Source organism: Cobetia sp. 29-18-1, assembly GCF_029846405.1.
Lineage (GTDB): Bacteria > Pseudomonadota > Gammaproteobacteria > Pseudomonadales > Halomonadaceae > Cobetia > Cobetia amphilecti.
The window spans coordinates 13,484-29,938 of the sequence record NZ_JARWKS010000009.1 but is presented as its reverse complement, the minus strand read 5'-3'; the positions used below and the strand labels follow the sequence as shown (position 1 = coordinate 29,938).

Here is a 16,455-nt window from a genome sequence, read left to right as displayed (position 1 = left end):
TCTGCGGAGTCGACACTCCAGGGCGCACATCCTTTCGTGGTGATATTTCATGTCGGCAGTTGATGCCTCCCGAATGCAGCGTCGTCGTCTGCGGCATGACCGTCTTGCCAGTCTGTGGCTGACAGCGGCCGGGCTGGGCGTGATGGTCATCGTCGTCGTGATGCTGGCCTATCTGGTCAGCGTGTCGTGGCCGCTGCTCAAGCCCGCCAGCGTCACGTCGCTTCCTCAGCAGGCGCTCGAACAGCAAGCGAGCGACCAGCAGATGCCTGCCGCTCAGACCGCCCCTGACTGGCTGAGCGCCTTGCCTGACATGCCGCTTGCCGCGCGTGACGGGCTGCCTCCCGTGCTGGCCAGTGATGATTCGACGGCGGATTCGCGCACCTCGCCGCTGGCGGGTGTCTGGCTCGCGGATGATCGCCTGCAGGTGGTTCAGCAGTCCGCCGCTGGCGTGCGACTGCGCGGCAGTGCCATCGAGGTTCCCGCTGGGCTTGAGCGCCGCCAGGCAAGCCTGGTGCTCAGCCGTGGCCAGCTGTGGCTGCGCATTCCGTTCGAGGAGGGCGATGGCCTGTGGCTGGCGCGTCTGGCCTTGTCATCTCCACACGCCTCCGCCGGCGCGCTGGATGACGATGCAGCAAGTCAGCCCCCGCACTCCGAGTGGCAGCAGCAGTGGTTGCCGGGCACGGCCAGGCTGTCTTCGCAGCAGGGGCGTCTGCTGGTCACCGCTGACCGCGATGGCTTCACCCAGTGGCAACTGAGCGAGGCTTCCACCGGAACCAAGCCGCTGGCGCGCAAGCTGGCACATCACGCTGTGAGCTCTTCTGCCTCCGCGTCATCGCCGGCGATCACCGCGATCAGCGTCCTGCGTGGCGGCAGAAGCCTGATCGTCGGGGACGCGGCAGGTGGCCTGAGCCATTACCTGTTGCCGGCGCACGCGCAGCCGCTGGTCAAGGCCGGCGTCTTTGACAGTGACCTGTCGGCGCCGGTGGTGACGATGGCCGCCGCCCATCACAGCCTCGGCTTTGCCGCGCTGGACGCCAACGGCCGCCTTGGCCTCTATCTGGCCACCAGCGAGCGTCGCCGTCAGGTGCTGGACTGGCTGGATGCCACCCGGGTCGCGGCAGGCGTGGCGCTGGAATTTGACAATGATGACCGCCGCTTGCTGGCATCGGCGGCCCGGGAGGCGAGGCTGCCCGGCCAGCTCGCTCAGGACGCGCCGCTGGGGGCGCTCGGCAAGGCCTATGCCGGGCTTGCGATACACGATCCTCATCAGGCCGTCGGGCTCGACGCCATCTTCGGCAAGGTCTGGTATGAGGGGCGCGCTGCGCCGGAGTGGATCTGGCAGCTGGAGAGCACCGGCACCCACGAACCCCGTCTGTCGCTGGTGCCCATCATGTGGGGCACGCTCAAGGCGGCGCTGGTCGGGCTGCTGTTTGCCGTGCCGTTGGGGCTCGGCTGTGCCATCCATGTCGCCTGCTTCATGGCACCGCGCCAGCGTTCCCGCATCAAGCCGCTGCTGGAGATGATGGAGGCACTGCCGACCGTGGTGATCGGCTTCATCGCCGCCCTGGTGGTCGCACCCTTCGTCGAGCGTGAGCTGATGGCGGTGTTGCTGGGGCTGGTCCTGATTCCGCTGGGCACCATGGTGGCCGGCTTCCTGTGGACCCTGTCGCCGCGCGTATGGCGCAATCTGCTGCCGGAAAACATGGCGGCCTTCGGGCTGTTGCCGCTGCTGTTCGTGCTGCTGTGGCTGGATGTGACCATCGCCGGCCAGGTCGAGCAGTGGTGGTTCGACGGCGACCTCCGCCAGTGGCTGTTCAGCCATTACGGCATCGATTACGCCCAGCGCAACACCCTGGTGACCGGCATGGCGCTGGGGCTGGCGGTGATGCCGACCCTGTTCACGCTCAGCGAGGACGCCCTCTCATCAGTGCCGCGCGGTCTGGCCGCCGGCTCCGCGGCGCTTGGCGCGACGCCATGGCAGAGTCTGCGCCGCGTCATCCTGCCTGCCGCCGCCGTCGGGCTGTTCTCGGCGATGATGATCGGCATGGGGCGCGCGGTCGGTGAGACGATGATCGTGCTGATGGTGGCCGGCAATACGCCGCTGGTGGATGCCAGCCTGTTCGAGGGCCTGCGTTCACTGGCCGCGACCCTGGCCATCGAGCTGCCGGAGGCCGAGGTCGGCAGCAGCCACTACCGCTTGCTGTTCCTCGCTGCCCTGGCATTGTTCGTCTTCACCTTCGTGGTCAATACGCTGGCGGAAGTGCTGCGACAGCGCTTCACGCCACCCAATCAGGGGAGCTGGGGATGAGTCACCCTGACACCAATCGCGCCAGCTCCTCATTGCTGCGCCCGCGCGAGCCGCTGGTCGGGCGCCTGCAGCGCTACTGGCGCGACGGCGGCCCGTGGGGCTGGCTGAATGCCATGGCGGTCAGTGTCTCGCTGGTGCTGGTGCTGGGCCTGCTCAGCCTGCTGGTGGTGGGCTCCTTCAGTCACTTCTGGCCCTCACGGTTGGTCGAGGTGGAGCTGACGGCGCAGCCGGGCCAGAGTCCCACGGCGCTGACCACCACGCGCGGTGAGCCGGCGGCCGACAATCGCCATCTGCTCGGCGAGCTGATGCACGAGGAGATGCGCCGTGTCGCCTCGGGCGAGGGGGATGACGCTCGCCAGCAATGGTGGTTGCTGCAGACATCCTCACGTGACGGGGCCGCGGCCAGCTGGCAGTGGCTGCCGGATACGCTGCTCGACAGGATGACCTTCCCCAGCCAGGCGCTGATGCTGGAAATGCGCGACGGCCGCACTCTCTACGGCATGCCACGGGCGCTGAGTGACCCGATGACGGGGGAGATGGACCACACGCCCGATGTCGGCGACGGGCCTGGCCGGCCCTTGTCCGAGGACGCCGAGCCACTGTTTGCCCGCCTGAAGATGATCGAGAGCGAGCGCCGCCAGCTGCAGGCACTGCGCCTGGACAGTGAAGCCTTGAGCAGTCGCTATCAGGCGCTGCAGCAGTCTCTGGCATCCCGGCGCAGTGCCACTGCTGACGGTGACGCGGCGCAGACACATGAGGACGCTGAGCTCGAGCAGCAGATGCAGGAGGAGTTGGAAGAGGTGCGCAGCGCCTTCATCGAGCGTGAAGGTCAACTGAGTGCCCTGCGTGACGCCCTGGCGGGCGGTCAGTTGCTGCTGGGCGGCAATGGCGGCTACGAAGGCCGCATCGCGCTCGATGATATCCGCAATGCCTGGCGGCCCAATGCGATGGGCTTCAGCGGCCGGCTGATGATGACCTTCAAGCGCTTCCGTGACTTCGTGGCCGGCGCGCCTACCGAGGGCTTCGGTGGCGTCTGGCCCGCCATCTTCGGCACCGTGCTGATGGTGGTACTGATGTCGATCATGGTGATGCCCTTCGGCGTGATGGCGGCACTTTATCTGCACGAGGTGGCCCATCAGGGACGCCTGACGCGCCTGACGCGCATCGCGCTGCGCAACCTGGCCGGGGTGCCCTCCATCGTCTATGGCGTATTCGGCCTCGGTTTCTTCGTCTATGGACTGGGCGCCGGAATCGATGAGCTGTTCTATTCCGAGCGGCTGCCGACGCCGACCTTCGGGACCGGCGGCATTCTGTGGGCCTCGCTGACGCTGGCCCTGCTGACCTTGCCGGTGGTGATCGTCGCCACGGAAGAGGGGCTGGCGCGCGTGCCGCGTCGTCTGCGCGAAGGCGCGCTGGCGCTGGGGGCGACACGCCTGGAAACGCTCAAGCGCGTGGTGATCCCGGCGGCCTCGCCGGCGCTGATGACGGGGCTGATTCTGGCCGTGGCGCGTGCGGCGGGTGAAGTCGCGCCGCTGATGCTGGTCGGAGTGGTCAAGCTGGCCCCGGACCTGCCGCTGGATGACAGCTTCCCGTGGCTGCATCTGGACCGCAAATTCATGCATCTGGGGCATCAGGTCTATGATCTGGCCTTCCAGAGCAGCGATGCCTTCAGCAGTCGGCCGCTGGTCTACGCGACCGCGCTGGTGCTGGTGGTCGTGATTCTATGCCTCAATCTGAGTGCCATTCGCCTGCGTCACATGCTGGCACAACGTTACAAGGGAGCCACCGAATGAGGCGTGACTCTGAACAGCCCAAGCCACAGTTGTTTCTTCAGGAGACGCCTGCGCGGCCGGCTGAGGATATCTGCCTGGAAACCCGCCACCTGAGCCTCGATTATCAGGCACGTGTCGGCAAGGAGAACCAGACGCGCCGCGCACTGGAGGATGTCAGCCTGCAGATCACACGCAAGCGCGTGACGGCCTTCATCGGCCCTTCCGGCTGCGGCAAGTCGAGTCTGTTGCGTACCTTCAATCGCATGACCGATCTCGACGAACAGTCACGTCTTTCCGGCAAGGTGCTGCTCGAGGGCGAGGACATTCATGCGCGCGGTGTGGACGTGCCGATGCTGCGCCGCCGGATCGGCATGGTCTTCCAGACGCCCAATCCCTTTCCGATGTCGGTCTACGAGAACGTGGCCTTCGGGCTGCGGCTGGTCGGCGAGAATGACAAGCGCCACCTCGATGACAAGGTCGAATCCTGTCTGCGCTCCGCGGCGCTCTGGGAAGAGGTGAAGGATCGCCTGCACGACAGCGCGCTGGGGCTCTCGGGTGGCCAGCAACAGCGGCTGGTGATCGCGCGGACGCTGGCGGTCGAGCCGGAGGTGCTGCTGCTGGATGAGCCGGCCTCGGCGCTGGACCCCATCTCGACGCTCAAGATCGAGGAGCTGATCCGTTCGCTGCGCTCGCGTCTGACGCTGATCATCGTCACGCACAACATGCAGCAGGCCGCGCGGGTGTCAGACGATACCGCCTTCCTGCATGAGGGCCGCCTGGTGGAATTCGCCCCGACGGATCAGCTGTTCACCAACCCGCGGCGCCGCCAGACGGAAGACTACATCACGGGGCGTTTCGGTTAGCGCGCTCATGCGCGAACGTGCAGCCAGTTAGCCTTTTCGCCCTGATATTGCTGACGATGGCGGCCAGATACCGCCTTTGCGCCATGGGTGAAACATAACTGCAATCAAGTGTCGGCATGCTGAGGGGGAGCCCGCTGTGTCAGTCAGTAGTGGGCCATACTTGTCACGTCATTCATGTCACGCCCCCTGACTCGGTGGGCGACTTTCCGGGAGAGGGAAATGGATATCACCAGCGATTCGCACGGCAAGCATATCTCAGAGCAGTTCAATCACGAGCTGGATGCACTGAAGACACACCTGCTGGCCATGGGCGGACTGGTAGAGAAGCAGCTGCAGGATGCCGTCACGGCATTGCTGGAAGGCGACAGTGAAACCGCCACGCGGGTGCGCGACAACGACAAGGCTGTCAACGACATGCAGCTCAAGATCGATGACGAGTGCACCCGGGTGTTGGCCCGCCGTCAGCCGGCGGCCTCCGACCTGCGCCTGGTGCTGGCCGTCATCCGCGCCACCTCCGATCTCGAACGTATCGGTGATGAATCGAGCAAGATCGCACGCAATGCCATCTCGCTGGTCGAGAATGGCCAGAGCCCGCGCGGCATGGTCGAGGTGCGTCACCTCAGCCAGCACGTGCGCAGCATGGTGCGTGACTCCCTGACGGCCTTCGCGCGCTTCGATACCGACCTTGCCCTCAAGGTGCTGCGTGAAGATGCCTCGGTGGATCTGGAATATCAGAGCGCGATGCGCTCGCTGATGACCTTCATGATGGAAGACGCGCGCCAGATCACGCCGGTGCTCAACGTGATGTGGATTCTGCGTGCGCTGGAGCGCATCGGTGACCACGCCGACAACCTGGCCGAGTACGTCATCTTCCTGGTCAAGGGCGTGGACGTGCGTCACACCGATACCCATGACCTGAAGCCGCAGGACCTGGACAAGAAGTGAGCTGACGCGCTTCTCTGCCCCTGTGGCGCCTCTTTCGCCCCGCACCTGCCCACCGGCAGGCCGCGGGGCGATTGCGTCGTGGGAGCGCGAACGGTGTCAGGCGGCCGACAGCTGCGCCGCGCAGGCGGGAGTGCTAGGGTGTGGCTCCGGCCAGCCCGCTGGCTGGCCGGTTCTTTTGAGATGACGAGGACGTCGCATGATTGATGCCGTATCGGCGCTGGTCCGCGGGACCCGCATGGTCTATACCCCCGGGCTGCGCCGCTTCGTATTCGTACCGCTGGCGATCAACCTGGTGCTCTACAGCATCACGCTGTGGGTGTTGTTCAACCAGTTCGGTGGCTGGATCGATTACTGGATGCTCAAGGTACCGGCGTGGCTGGAGTGGCTCAGCTGGTTGATCTGGCCGGTGCTGGTGGTGAGTCTGTTGCTGGTGGTGTTCTTCACCTTCAGCCTGGTGACCAACCTGATCGCCGCGCCCTTCTACGGCATTCTGGCCGAGAAGGTCGAGCATCGTCTGGATGGCACCCTGATCGATGATGACCGCGGCCTGATGAAGATCGGCGTCGATTCGCTGGGACGTGAAATGGCCAAGCTGGGCTACTTCATCCCGCGCATGATCGCGCTGTTCATCATCGGCTTCATCCCGGGCCTGAACCTGCTCTCGCCGCTGTTGTGGGGACTGTTCTCGGCCTGGAGCATGTCGATCCAGTACCTCGACTACCCGATGGACAACCATCAGGTCAGCTTCGGTGACATGAAGCAGCGCCTCAAGGCGCGCTGGTGGCCCTCACTGACCTTCGGCGCCGCGGTGTTCGTCATGACGCTGGTGCCGCTGGCCAATCTGCTGTTCATCCCGGGCGCCGTCGCCGGGGCGGTACTGATGTGGCAGAGCCACTACCGTCAGTTGCCGGCACCGCGTCGTTGAGACAGCCTGTCGCTGAAATAGCCGCAGCGTCGTCTGATTGACCAAACGAAACGCCCCGCAGTCGCCTCCTTTCGAGGTGGCTGCGGGGCGTTCTGCGTTGGGCTGGCGTCCGGGTCAGATCATCACTGAGTCAGCCCATCACTGGGCTAGCGCACTGCTGGCCTGGGGAGCGCTTGCCTGACAGGCGCGCTCGTCGGGGAAGTGACAGCGGAAGCGCGCACCCTCGCCGGGGTGGCTGTCGATCTCCAGATGGCCCTGATGGCGAATCAGCACATGCTTGACGATGGCAAGCCCGAGGCCGGTGCCTCCCGTGGCGGTGCTGCGGCCCTTGTCGATGCGGTAGAAGCGCTCGGTCAGGCGCGGCAGGTGCACCGGGTCGATGCCATCCCCATCATCTTCCACCTCGACCAGCAGGCCCGGGTCATCCGCCTTCCAGCGCAGGGTGATATGGCAGTCTTCGGGGGTGTAGCGCACCGCATTGAAGACCAGATTCGAGATCGCGCTGCGCAGTTCCTGCTCCTCACCGCGCAGTGACAGGCTGGCATCGGCCTCGATGGAGAAGGTGTGGCGCCCCTGGGACAGGCCTTCGGCGTCGTCGCGGATATGGCCGAGCAGGGCGCTCATGTCGATGCAGCGACCGTTGTCGGACAGTTCGTCGGTTTCCAGGCGTGACAGGGTCAGCAGGTCCTCGACCAGGTGCTGCATGCGGTCGGTCTGGCTCTGCATCTGGCCCAGTCCACGCTGCCAGCGAGGTGGCAGGTCATCGGCGTAATCGGAGTAGGTCTCGAGATAGCCGGCCAGCACCGTCAGCGGCGTGCGCAGCTCATGGGAGACATTGGCCACGAAGTCGCGGCGCATCTCTTCCAGACGATAGAGGCGGGTGACGTCACGCAGCATGACCAGACGCTCGTTGTCACCGAACAGGGTGATGGAGATCTGCAGCGTCAGGTTGTCAGACAGCGGCGACTGGAGCGTCAGCGGCTCGCGGTAGGCCAGCCGATTGAAGTAGTCGATGAAGACGGGGTCACGCAGATAATTGGTGATGTGCTGGCCACGGTCGTGGCTGGCCTTGAGACCGACCAGCTGCTCGGCAGCGCTGTTCCACCATTCCATGTCACCGTGGTTGTCCAGCATCACCAGGCCGTCGCGCATGGCCTCGGAGGATTCCTGGATACGGTTGAGGATGCTGCGCAGTCGCTCCTGAGCCTGACGCTGGCCCTTCTGGTAGCGGTAGAGACGATCGAGCAGGTCTCCCCAGACGCCATCGCCGGGCGGCGGCTCTTCATGGGGATTGGTGATCAGCCAGGTGTAGAGGCTCTTCAAGTGCTTGAGATGGACGAACAGATACAGCGAAAGGCCCAGCGCCAGGCCCCAGCCCAGATGGCCCAGCAGGCCACCGATAAGGCCGAAGCCACCGGCAAGGTAGCCGAGGCGCCATAGCTCGTTGGTCCAATAGCGCATGAATCCCTCAGGCCTGAGCGCTGAAGCGGTAACCGGTGCCGCGGACGGTCTGGATCAGATGCTGATGGCCTGTGCCCAGCGCCTTGCGCAGGCGACGGATGTGCACGTCCACGGTGCGCTCCTCGACATAGACGTTGCCGCCCCATACCTGATCGAGCAGCTGGCTGCGCGTGTAGGCACGCTCCTGATGCGTCATGAAGAACTGCAGCAGGCGATATTCGGTCGGGCCGACATCCAGCGAGTTGCCGTGGGCGGTGACGCGGTGGCTGGCCGGGTCGAGCATCAGGCCTTCGACTTCCACCGCCTCCTCGACTCCCTTGGGAGTGGTGCGACGCAGCACGGCCTTGAGACGGGCGACCAGCTCGCGCGGCGAGAAGGGCTTGGTGATGTAGTCGTCGGCACCGGCTTCCAGGCCTTGAATCTTGTTGTCTTCCTCGCCCTTGGCGGTCAACAGGATGATCGGCAGCTCCGAGGTGGTCTCGTCACGCTTGAGACGCCGCGCGAGCTCCAGGCCACTGGTGCCCGGCATCATCCAGTCCAGCAACAGCAGATCGGGCTTTTCATCGACGACGATGGCGTGGGCGTCCTGGGCATTGTCTGCCTCCAGCACGCGGTAATCCGCCATTTCGAGGGCAACGGCGATCATCTCGCGAATCGAGGATTCATCGTCGACAATCAGTACGGTCTTGGAGCTCATCGCTAGATCCCATGCAGCAGTCGGCGCACGCGCCAGAATGACAAGTCGATGACGATTACAACCCGCTTATATGACAACGAGATGACAACTGCCAGCATGGCAGCTTGCACGCAAGCCTGCCAGCCACCTTGGAGGCGCGGCAGGCAGGCATGATCCGTGGGCTGGGAAGCAACAGAGGGCAGGGGTCGCTTTAATTTAAATAATACTAATGTTTATGCAGGAGTCAGCTCATCGGCCAGGTCGCAAGGGCGATACCGGCGAAGATCAGCAGCCCCGTCCAATGATTGTTGAGGAACGCCTGGAAGCAGGGCGCACGCTCACGCTCACGGATCAGACGTTGCTGCCAGACGAAGGTGACGGCGGCGGCAGCCAGCCCCAGCCAGTAGAAGATGCCCAGCGCCAGGTGCAGGCCGATGCCGATCAACATCACCAGCATGCCCAGCTGCAACAGGCCGATCATCAGCTTGTCGGCACGCCCGAACAGCACGGCGGTGGACTTGATGCCTACCTTGAGGTCGTCATTGCGATCGACCATCGCGTAGGCGGTGTCGTAGGCCACCGTCCACATCAGGTTGGCCGCGAACAGCCACCAGCCGTAGGTCGGTACCTCCTCCAGCGTCGCGGCGAAGGCCATCGGAATCGCCCAGCCGAAGGCGGCGCCCAGCACCACCTGGGGCAGATGATGGAAGCGCTTCATGAACGGATAGCTGGCCGCCAGCAGTACGGCGACGATCGACAGCAGCACCGTGGTCAGGTTGGTGAAGCACACCAGCACGAAGGCGGCCGCGACCAGCCCCCCGAACAGCGTCAGCGCCTCGCGCTCCGAAATGCGACCCGAGGTCAGCGGCCGGTCACGCGTGCGCTCGACATGCTTGTCCCAATGGCGGTCGGCGTAGTCGTTGATGACGCAGCCGGCGGCGCGCATCAGATAGACCCCGGCGATGAAGATCAGCAGGGTCGTGCGCTCGGGAATGCCATCTGCCGCCAGCCACAGTGCCCACAGGGTCGGCCACATCAGCAGCCAGGTGCCGATGGGGCGGTCCAGCCGTGTCAGGGCGAGGTAGTCGGCCAGTCTGGAAGGACGCGAAGCGGCGGAAGTGGATGACGCGGTCATCGGGGCTCCTGGGCGGGTGGTAGTGGGCAAGGGAAGAGAGGGAAACGAGGCCAGTCGGGCGCAAGGCTCAGGCCAGCTGCAGCGCGTGCTGGAAGGCCGGCGTGAAGCCCTCCTGCACCAGCACCTTGAAGCGACCATGCGAGAACATCGAGCGGCGCATCCACAGGCTGGTGGTGCGGGCCAGCGGCCTGGGGCTCGAAAGCACCAGCGGGGCGCGGCTGACATCGATGGCGCTGCGGGTCAGGTCGGGCTGGCGAAACAGCCAATGGCCCAGCGAGCGCTCGCCCAGCGTCGAGAGGCGATGACCGTGGGCCAGGTCCAGCGCCGCCAGCGAGCGTGCGATCACCCATGGCGTATCGCCATGACAGAGCGCCACTTCGCGCCGCCAGACATGCCGGCGTGGGCCGATGCCCAGCAGGCGTGCCTCATCCAGCCGCGCGGGGCCGGTGTCCTGCAGCAGCAGGCGCACGCGCAGGCCCTGGATTGGCTGGCCATCGCGTTCATCCTGCTGCTGCATGGCGCTGGCAAGACGCTGGGTCAGCGAGTCCGTCGAGGAGAGCCACGCCCACCAGCCGGCCGGCATGACACCTTGCAGCGCGGCAGCCGGCTGCCAATGACGGCGCACCGCCGCCGAAGCAGCGGGTGCGGCGCGCGTGGGCAAAGGCCAGCGAGGCGCAGGCTGGCACAGGGGCTCGGTTGACGAATGAGGCGCCTCACAGGTGGAGGTCTGTGGCGTGAGCGCTGCGCGATGAGGCTCGCCTGCTGGGCATCGGACCACGGTGAATTCCCTGTCAGGATGACGAAATGGCGAGTCTAGCATGGCCGGGCGGCCAGGCCTCCCGCTCAGGCATGCCTGCACTGCTGGCGGGCTGGTATGCTGGGCGCATTCATCGGCGTTCATGACGGACGCTGCTGGCGCTCTTTCATCAGCGCTTCCCTCGGATCGATCTCAGGAGATGGTGCCATGCGCGACCCTCGCACCCTTGTCATCATTGGTACCGGCATGGCGGGCATTGGTCTGGCGCGCGCGCTGCGTGCGCGTGACAAGGACAGCCGGCTGATTCTCATCAGCCAGGACAGCGGCCACGATTACGCCAAGCCCATGCTGTCCACCGCCTTCGCCAAGAAGATGTCGGCCACCGACCTGTCGCGTCAGGCGCCGGTGGCGCTGGTGGACGAGCTGAATGCCGAGCTGCGTATCCATCAACGCGTCACCGCCATCGACGGTGATGCCCGCCAGCTATGGCTGGGCGAGGAGTGTCTGGCCTATGACGAGCTGGTGCTGGCACTCGGCGCCGCGCCGCGTCGTCCCTTCCCCGTCGCCGCAGAAGTGGCCTCACGCGTGCAGAGCATCAATGACCTTGACGACTATGCGGCCTTCTGCGCGACGCTGGCGAAGGCCCGCGAGCGTGGGGAAGGCGGGCACGTGGTGATTGTCGGTGCCGGACTGGTCGGCTGTGAATACGCCAATGATCTGACGGCCGCCGGCCACCGCGTCACGCTGGTCGCGCCAGAGGAAACTCCGCTGGATGGACTGCTGCCGCAAGCGCTGGGGCAGCGTCTGGGCGCGGCGCTGGATGGGCTCGGTGTGACGCGTCGCCAGGGCGAGATGGTCGAGACCATCGCCGCAAACTCAGGCGAGGAGGCCGAACGCCAGGCCGCGCCGGTCGAGGTGCGCCTGCAGAGCGGTCGTCGCCTGACGGGCTCCGTGGTTCTGCTGGCCACCGGGCTGGCGCCGCGCATTCGTCTGGCGCAGGCCGCGGGTCTGAGCGCCGGCGGTGATGGCATCCGTGTCGACCGCCACCTGGCCACCTCACAGCCGCATATCTGGGCGCTGGGCGATTGCGCCAGTGTCGAGGGCGTCAATGCCATGTATGTCCAGCCGCTGCAGATGGCCGCGCGCACCCTGGCGGCCAACCTGTGTGGCGAGCCGAGCGTGCTCGACTGGAAGGCGTGGCCGGTGCTGGTCAAGACACCGGTCTTGCCGGTGGTGGCCTATCCGCCGCGTTCGGCCGTGGCGCGCTGGGAAATCACCGGTGAAGGCGATGACCTCGAAGCGCGTGCACTGGATATGAACGAACGCTTGATTGGATATGCGTTGACAGGCGCCGCCGTTCGCAGGAAAGTCGAGCTAGCGCGGCAGGCGCCGCCGTTGCTAGGCTAGGCGATGCCATGATCGATGGTCGTAAATCCCTTGCTGCCAGCGCGGTCAGGCACGATAGTGAATGCTCCGTCAGACATGCTGCTCAGCGGGCGGAGTCTGACAGAATGCTGTCATCGACAGGTTTGATACGGCAAAGCTTGCCGGGAGCGGATTGCGTCGCCGCCATACGCCACCGCTAGCAAGTGCAAGAACAACAATGGAAACGGCGGCTTGGCCGCCCGTGCAGAATGCCAAACCAGGAGGGCTTTTCATGCGCAAGCCAGAACTCGCTGCGGCCATCGCCGAGCGTGCGGATCTATCCAAGGACAAGGCCAGTCAGGTACTGAACGTGATTCTCGACGAGATCACTCATACCGTGGCCAAAGGCAATGACGTCTCACTGATCGGCTTCGGGTCATTCACCGTGCGCCAGCGTGCGGCGCGTACCGGCAAGAACCCTCAGACAGGCAAGCCGCTGACCATCCCGGCCAGCAAGACCGTTGCCTTCAAACCCGGCAAGTCGTTGAAGGATGCAGTGACCAAGTAACCTCGGCTCGTGCTTCAGCGCAGACCCGGGGTGGCTGTCGCCATGGCTTTCAATCGTCGTCATCAAAAGCCCTGTCGGCTGTCATGCTGATGCCACCGGTTCCGCCCTGCGGGGCCGGTGGCATTTTCATATGGCCTGCGTGACCGACGCTTCGCGATTCAAGGAATGACACCATGAAGCTCAAGATATTGCTGTGGGTGCTGGGTCTGCTGCTCAAGCGGGCCTTCAAGCGTGACCCCGAATTTCGTGCCGAGCTGGAAAAGCGTCCGCTGGACTGGGGCGTCGCGACCGAAGACATGAGCATCGCGCGTCACTACCGCATGTCCCACGCGGGCGTCACCACGGGCAGTGGCCTGCCGGTGGATACCGAGCTTGAGCTGCGCTTCGCCGATAGCGACAGTGCGGTGGCCTTTCTGCTCAAGCCCTCGCCGCGTGCCTTCCTGCAAGGCCTGATGGACCAGCGCGTGCGTCTGGTCGGCGATTCGGCCCAGCTCAACCGCTTGCAGTCATTGCTCAAGCGCATTCGCTGAATGACCCGGTGCCGTACCTGCATGAACGAAAGACGCCCCGCTGAGAGAATCAGCGGGGCGTTCTTTTGTCACGAGCAGTTGTCATGAGCAGTTGTCATGAGCAGTTGTCATGAGCAGTTGTCGCGAGCCTTTCTTGCGAGCCTTTCTTGCGAGCCTTTACTTGCGAGGGGTTGTTGGAGAAGCCCCTCTCAACGCCCTCGAGGCGTCACAGCAACTGCTTGAGGCCCGGAATGCCTTCGAGCACCTGGTCGACCACGCCATCGCCGGCTTCTTCGCGGGCATAACTCAGCGTCTCATCGGCCACGCCGCGCGCCTGGTCCATGTTCAGGTCCAGCCCCATCAGCTTCTGGCCCAGTTCCAGCGCACCGCCACCGCTGCCGCCGGTGAAGGCGCTGACGGCGCCCATCAGGCCGCCCATGAGGCCACCGCCACCGGACTCGGCGGCTTCCTCGCCTGCGCTGCCGATCAGGCCTTCCGCTCCCGGGATGGCGCCCAGCAGTGAGGCGGCCGGGCCATCCGGCCCCTGCTCACGCACGAACTTGAGAACCATGCCGACCGCCTGCTCGGCGATTTCCGGTGACAGCCCGAGGGAGCCAGTGACGCGTTCGATAAGAGGATGCATCGGTATTCTCCATGAAAGCCAATGAGGTCAGGAGTCTTCAGAGTGGCACGTCGCGGCGATTCGACATTCGACGCGCCCGCCAACGCTTGCATGCGCCATGGCTCTCGGACACGGCAGAACGGGGTGTTATGCTAGCGATATAAATCTAAAGTCTAATGCGCTGCCCGGCGCCCTGGTCACGGAACACTTCATGACACGCTCTCTCCTGGACTCCCTCATGCACTCCCTGCGTCGTCTGTGGACGCTGGATGCCTTCAGCTATTCGCTGCGCATGTTGATCGCGCTGGGTGGCGTGATGGCGGTGGGGTTCTGGCTCGACGAGATGGCGGTGGTGATCCCGCTGTTTCTGGGCGTGATCGCCTCGGGGCTGGCGGAAACCGATGATCACTGGCGGGGCCGACTGCGCGCGCTGGGCATGACGCTGGCCTGCTTCAGCATCGCCGCCGTCTCGGTGGAGCTGTTGTTCGGCATGCCGCTGCCCTTCGTGATCGGGCTGGCGCTGGCTACCTTCGCGATGCCGATGCTGGGCGCCATCGATGCCCGCTACGGCGCCATCGCGCGCGCCTCGTTGATTCTGGCCGTCTACACCATGATCAGCCTCGAGCAGCAGCATGGAGATGGTCAGATCGCGGTGCTGGAGCGCAGCCTGCCCGAATGGCTGCGGGAGCCGGGGCTGGGCATCAATCTGGTTCAGCCGTTGCTGCTGGTGGTGGGGGCGTCCTGGTATGGCCTGCTCTCGGTCGTGTGGTGTGCGCTGTTCTCGCGCCAGCCGCTCAAGCACAGCATGGCGACGCTCTACCGTGAGCTGGGGCGCTACCTGATTCTCAAGGCGCAGCTGTTCGAGCCGCTACGCAATGTCGACCAGTCTGCCCGGCGTCTGGCGCTGGCCGAGCAGAACGGTCGCGTGGTGGTGGCGCTCAACCAGACCAAGGAGATGGTCTTCCGGCGCCTCGCCGGGCGGCGCGATACCACCAAGCTCGACCGCTACCTGCGGCTCTACTTCATCGCCCAGGACCTCCACGAGCGCGCCAGCTCCAGCCATTATCCCTACGGCCAGCTCACCGACGCCTTCTTCCATCACGACATCCTGTTCCGCTGTCAGCGCCTGCTGGAGCAGCAGGGGCGCGCCTGTCGCGGGCTTGGCAAGGCGCTGTTGATGCGCCAGCCCTTCGATGCCAGTGACAGCCAGCAGGCGCTGGAAGACCTCAACGCCTCGCTCGTCTATCTCAAGCAACAACAGCGGCCCGAGTGGCATCATCTGATGCAGGCGCTGGAAGCCCTCGCCAGCAACCTGCGCCTGATCGAAGGTCAGATCGCGCGCCTGAATGATCTCGAAGCCGTCAGCAATGAAAGCGACAACAGCCTGCTGGACCGCTCGCCCCACGGCACGCGCGACATGTTCGAGCGTATCCGCAGCCACCTGACGCCGCGCTCGCCGATCTTCCGCCATGCGCTGCGTCTGACCGCGACGCTGGTGGCCGGCTATGGCGTGCTGCTGGCGGTGCACCCGACCCAGGGCTACTGGATTCTGCTGACCGGGCTGTTCGTGTGCCGTCCCAGCTACGGCGATACGCGCCGTACGCTGGCGCAGCGGATTCTGGGCACGCTGATCGGTCTGGTCGCCGGCTGGGCGCTGATCAGTCTGTTCCCGGCGCCCACGATCCAGGCCGGGATCGCCGTGGTCGCGGGGGTGCTGTTCTTCGCCACGCGTGGCTCGCGCTATACCCTGGCCACCGCCGCCATCACGCTGATGGTGCTGGCGTGCTTCAATCAGGTCGGCGATGGCTTCGATCTCATCTGGCCGCGGCTGTTCGATACGCTGGTCGGTGGCCTGCTGGCCGGGCTTTCGGTGGTGTTGATCCTGCCGGACTGGCAGGGTCGCAAGCTCTATCGTCAGGCCGGCGTCAGCCTCAAGACCAGCGGTCGCTATCTGGGCGAGGTGCTGTCCCAGTACCGCCACGGCAAGCGTGATGATCTGGCCTACCGCCTGGCACGCCGCAATGCCCACAACGCCGACGCGGCCTTCTCCAATCTGCTGGCCACGGCCCGCAAGGAGCCCGGCCACTTCCGGCGCGATGTCGAGCCGGGCTTCGGCTTCCTGCTCCACGCGCACACCGTGCTCGGCTATCTCTCGGCACTGGCAGCGCATCGTGGCGAACTGGAATCGACCGCCTCGGCCAGCAGCGGCATCGAGACGCTGCTGCGTCATGGCGAGCGCCTGAGTCAGCAGCTGACGGCGTTGGGAGAGCAATTGGAGGCGGGCGGTGAGATCGCCCTCACGCTGGACAGCGAAGATGAGATCGCGGCACTGGAAGCCGAGGTCGAGCAGGTCGAATCCACTACCGGGCGCCTGGCGCTGTCACAGCTGATTCTGGTGCTGCGGCTGTTGCAGCCGCTGGAAAGCGCCGGCACCCAGCTGATCAAGGCCAGCCGCGCCAGCTGACCTGTACTGACTGACCTGTATTGAAAGACAAGTGCTATAAGACAAGTGCTGTCTGAGCGACTGGCGCGGCTGGTTGGGTGATCGA

At 65.2% G+C, this 16,455-nt stretch carries 14 protein-coding genes; 9 read left to right on the top strand and 5 right to left on the bottom strand.

Annotated features, from left to right (window positions below):
- The first annotated feature begins 49 nt into the window (after positions 1-49).
- From QD208_RS08825 to cysZ, 5 genes are all read left to right on the top strand, one after another.
- Positions 50-2,308 carry an ABC transporter permease subunit gene (locus QD208_RS08825; RefSeq protein ID WP_279836530.1) on the top strand — a complete coding sequence of 753 codons (2,259 nt, stop codon included), beginning with the start codon at positions 50-52 and terminating at the stop codon, positions 2,306-2,308.
- Complete coding sequence (gene pstA / locus QD208_RS08820; RefSeq protein WP_279836529.1) at positions 2,305-4,101, top strand: phosphate ABC transporter permease PstA; 1,797 nt, start codon at positions 2,305-2,307, stop codon at positions 4,099-4,101. The genes QD208_RS08825 and pstA overlap by 4 nt, the downstream gene beginning before the upstream one ends.
- Entirely contained in the window at positions 4,098-4,943 is an 846-nt protein-coding gene (gene pstB / locus QD208_RS08815) for a phosphate ABC transporter ATP-binding protein PstB (protein WP_279836528.1), read from the top strand. Before pstA ends, pstB begins: the two co-directional genes overlap by 4 nt.
- A 219-nt stretch (positions 4,944-5,162) precedes the next feature.
- Positions 5,163-5,888, top strand: coding sequence for a phosphate signaling complex protein PhoU (gene phoU / locus QD208_RS08810; RefSeq protein ID WP_043331737.1), 726 nt, complete (start codon positions 5,163-5,165; stop codon positions 5,886-5,888).
- 196 nt (positions 5,889-6,084) lie between these two features.
- Positions 6,085-6,813, top strand: a complete 729-nt coding sequence (cysZ, locus tag QD208_RS08805; protein WP_043331739.1) for a sulfate transporter CysZ — start codon at positions 6,085-6,087, stop codon at positions 6,811-6,813.
- Between the two features lie 138 nt (positions 6,814-6,951).
- Here the strand turns inward: cysZ and phoR are convergent, their stop codons facing one another.
- The 4 genes from phoR to QD208_RS08785 all read right to left on the bottom strand — a co-directional run bounded on the left by phoR (position 6,952) and on the right by QD208_RS08785 (position 10,710).
- On the bottom strand, positions 6,952-8,274 hold the full coding sequence (phoR, locus tag QD208_RS08800) for a phosphate regulon sensor histidine kinase PhoR (protein WP_279836527.1): 1,323 nt from the start codon (positions 8,272-8,274) through the stop codon (positions 6,952-6,954).
- A gap of 7 nt (positions 8,275-8,281) precedes the next feature.
- Positions 8,282-8,971, bottom strand: a complete 690-nt coding sequence (gene phoB, locus QD208_RS08795; protein WP_043331741.1) for a phosphate regulon transcriptional regulator PhoB — start codon at positions 8,969-8,971, stop codon at positions 8,282-8,284.
- A gap of 223 nt (positions 8,972-9,194) precedes the next feature.
- A complete protein-coding gene (gene ubiA, locus QD208_RS08790) occupies positions 9,195-10,085 on the bottom strand; it encodes a 4-hydroxybenzoate octaprenyltransferase (protein WP_279836526.1) in 891 nt (296 codons plus the stop codon).
- 67 nt (positions 10,086-10,152) lie between these two features.
- Positions 10,153-10,710, bottom strand: coding sequence for a chorismate lyase (locus QD208_RS08785; protein ID WP_267895343.1), 558 nt, complete (start codon positions 10,708-10,710; stop codon positions 10,153-10,155).
- A gap of 339 nt (positions 10,711-11,049) precedes the next feature.
- Between QD208_RS08785 and QD208_RS08780 the strand changes: the two genes are divergently transcribed.
- The 3 genes from QD208_RS08780 (at position 11,050) to QD208_RS08770 (ending at position 13,305) form a co-directional block, all read left to right on the top strand.
- Positions 11,050-12,249: an FAD-dependent oxidoreductase gene (locus tag QD208_RS08780; RefSeq protein WP_279836525.1), complete on the top strand. Its 1,200-nt coding sequence runs from the start codon at positions 11,050-11,052 to the stop codon at positions 12,247-12,249.
- Between the two features lie 250 nt (positions 12,250-12,499).
- Positions 12,500-12,775 carry an HU family DNA-binding protein gene (locus QD208_RS08775; RefSeq protein WP_024952843.1) on the top strand — a complete coding sequence of 92 codons (276 nt, stop codon included), beginning with the start codon at positions 12,500-12,502 and terminating at the stop codon, positions 12,773-12,775.
- Positions 12,776-12,948: 173 nt separating this feature from the next.
- Positions 12,949-13,305 carry a hypothetical protein gene (locus QD208_RS08770; protein ID WP_054556348.1) on the top strand — a complete coding sequence of 119 codons (357 nt, stop codon included), beginning with the start codon at positions 12,949-12,951 and terminating at the stop codon, positions 13,303-13,305.
- A 205-nt stretch (positions 13,306-13,510) separates the two neighbouring features.
- Here the strand turns inward: QD208_RS08770 and QD208_RS08765 are convergent, their stop codons facing one another.
- On the bottom strand, positions 13,511-13,927 hold the full coding sequence (locus tag QD208_RS08765; protein WP_054556347.1) for a DUF2780 domain-containing protein: 417 nt from the start codon (positions 13,925-13,927) through the stop codon (positions 13,511-13,513).
- Positions 13,928-14,117: 190 nt separating this feature from the next.
- Here QD208_RS08765 and yccS point away from each other — a divergent pair, with 190 nt between their 5' ends.
- A complete protein-coding gene (gene yccS / locus QD208_RS08760; RefSeq protein ID WP_279836524.1) occupies positions 14,118-16,370 on the top strand; it encodes a YccS family putative transporter in 2,253 nt (750 codons plus the stop codon).
- Positions 16,371-16,455 lie beyond the last annotated feature (85 nt).

What these genes read in the sequence shown, in the direction of transcription:
- phoR (WP_279836527.1), bottom strand. Translation starts at nt 8,274, where the DNA reads ATGCGCTATTGGACCAACGAGCTATGGCGCCTCGGCTACCTTGCCGGT.
- QD208_RS08825 (WP_279836530.1), top strand. Translation starts at nt 50, where the DNA reads ATGTCGGCAGTTGATGCCTCCCGAATGCAGCGTCGTCGTCTGCGGCAT.
- QD208_RS08775 (WP_024952843.1), top strand. Translation starts at nt 12,500, where the DNA reads ATGCGCAAGCCAGAACTCGCTGCGGCCATCGCCGAGCGTGCGGATCTA.
- pstB (WP_279836528.1), top strand. Translation starts at nt 4,098, where the DNA reads ATGAGGCGTGACTCTGAACAGCCCAAGCCACAGTTGTTTCTTCAGGAG.
- cysZ (WP_043331739.1), top strand. Translation starts at nt 6,085, where the DNA reads ATGATTGATGCCGTATCGGCGCTGGTCCGCGGGACCCGCATGGTCTAT.
- phoU (WP_043331737.1), top strand. Translation starts at nt 5,163, where the DNA reads ATGGATATCACCAGCGATTCGCACGGCAAGCATATCTCAGAGCAGTTC.
- QD208_RS08770 (WP_054556348.1), top strand. Translation starts at nt 12,949, where the DNA reads ATGAAGCTCAAGATATTGCTGTGGGTGCTGGGTCTGCTGCTCAAGCGG.
- pstA (WP_279836529.1), top strand. Translation starts at nt 2,305, where the DNA reads ATGAGTCACCCTGACACCAATCGCGCCAGCTCCTCATTGCTGCGCCCG.
- yccS (WP_279836524.1), top strand. Translation starts at nt 14,118, where the DNA reads ATGACACGCTCTCTCCTGGACTCCCTCATGCACTCCCTGCGTCGTCTG.
- QD208_RS08780 (WP_279836525.1), top strand. Translation starts at nt 11,050, where the DNA reads ATGCGCGACCCTCGCACCCTTGTCATCATTGGTACCGGCATGGCGGGC.
- ubiA (WP_279836526.1), bottom strand. Translation starts at nt 10,085, where the DNA reads ATGACCGCGTCATCCACTTCCGCCGCTTCGCGTCCTTCCAGACTGGCC.
- QD208_RS08765 (WP_054556347.1), bottom strand. Translation starts at nt 13,927, where the DNA reads ATGCATCCTCTTATCGAACGCGTCACTGGCTCCCTCGGGCTGTCACCG.
- phoB (WP_043331741.1), bottom strand. Translation starts at nt 8,971, where the DNA reads ATGAGCTCCAAGACCGTACTGATTGTCGACGATGAATCCTCGATTCGC.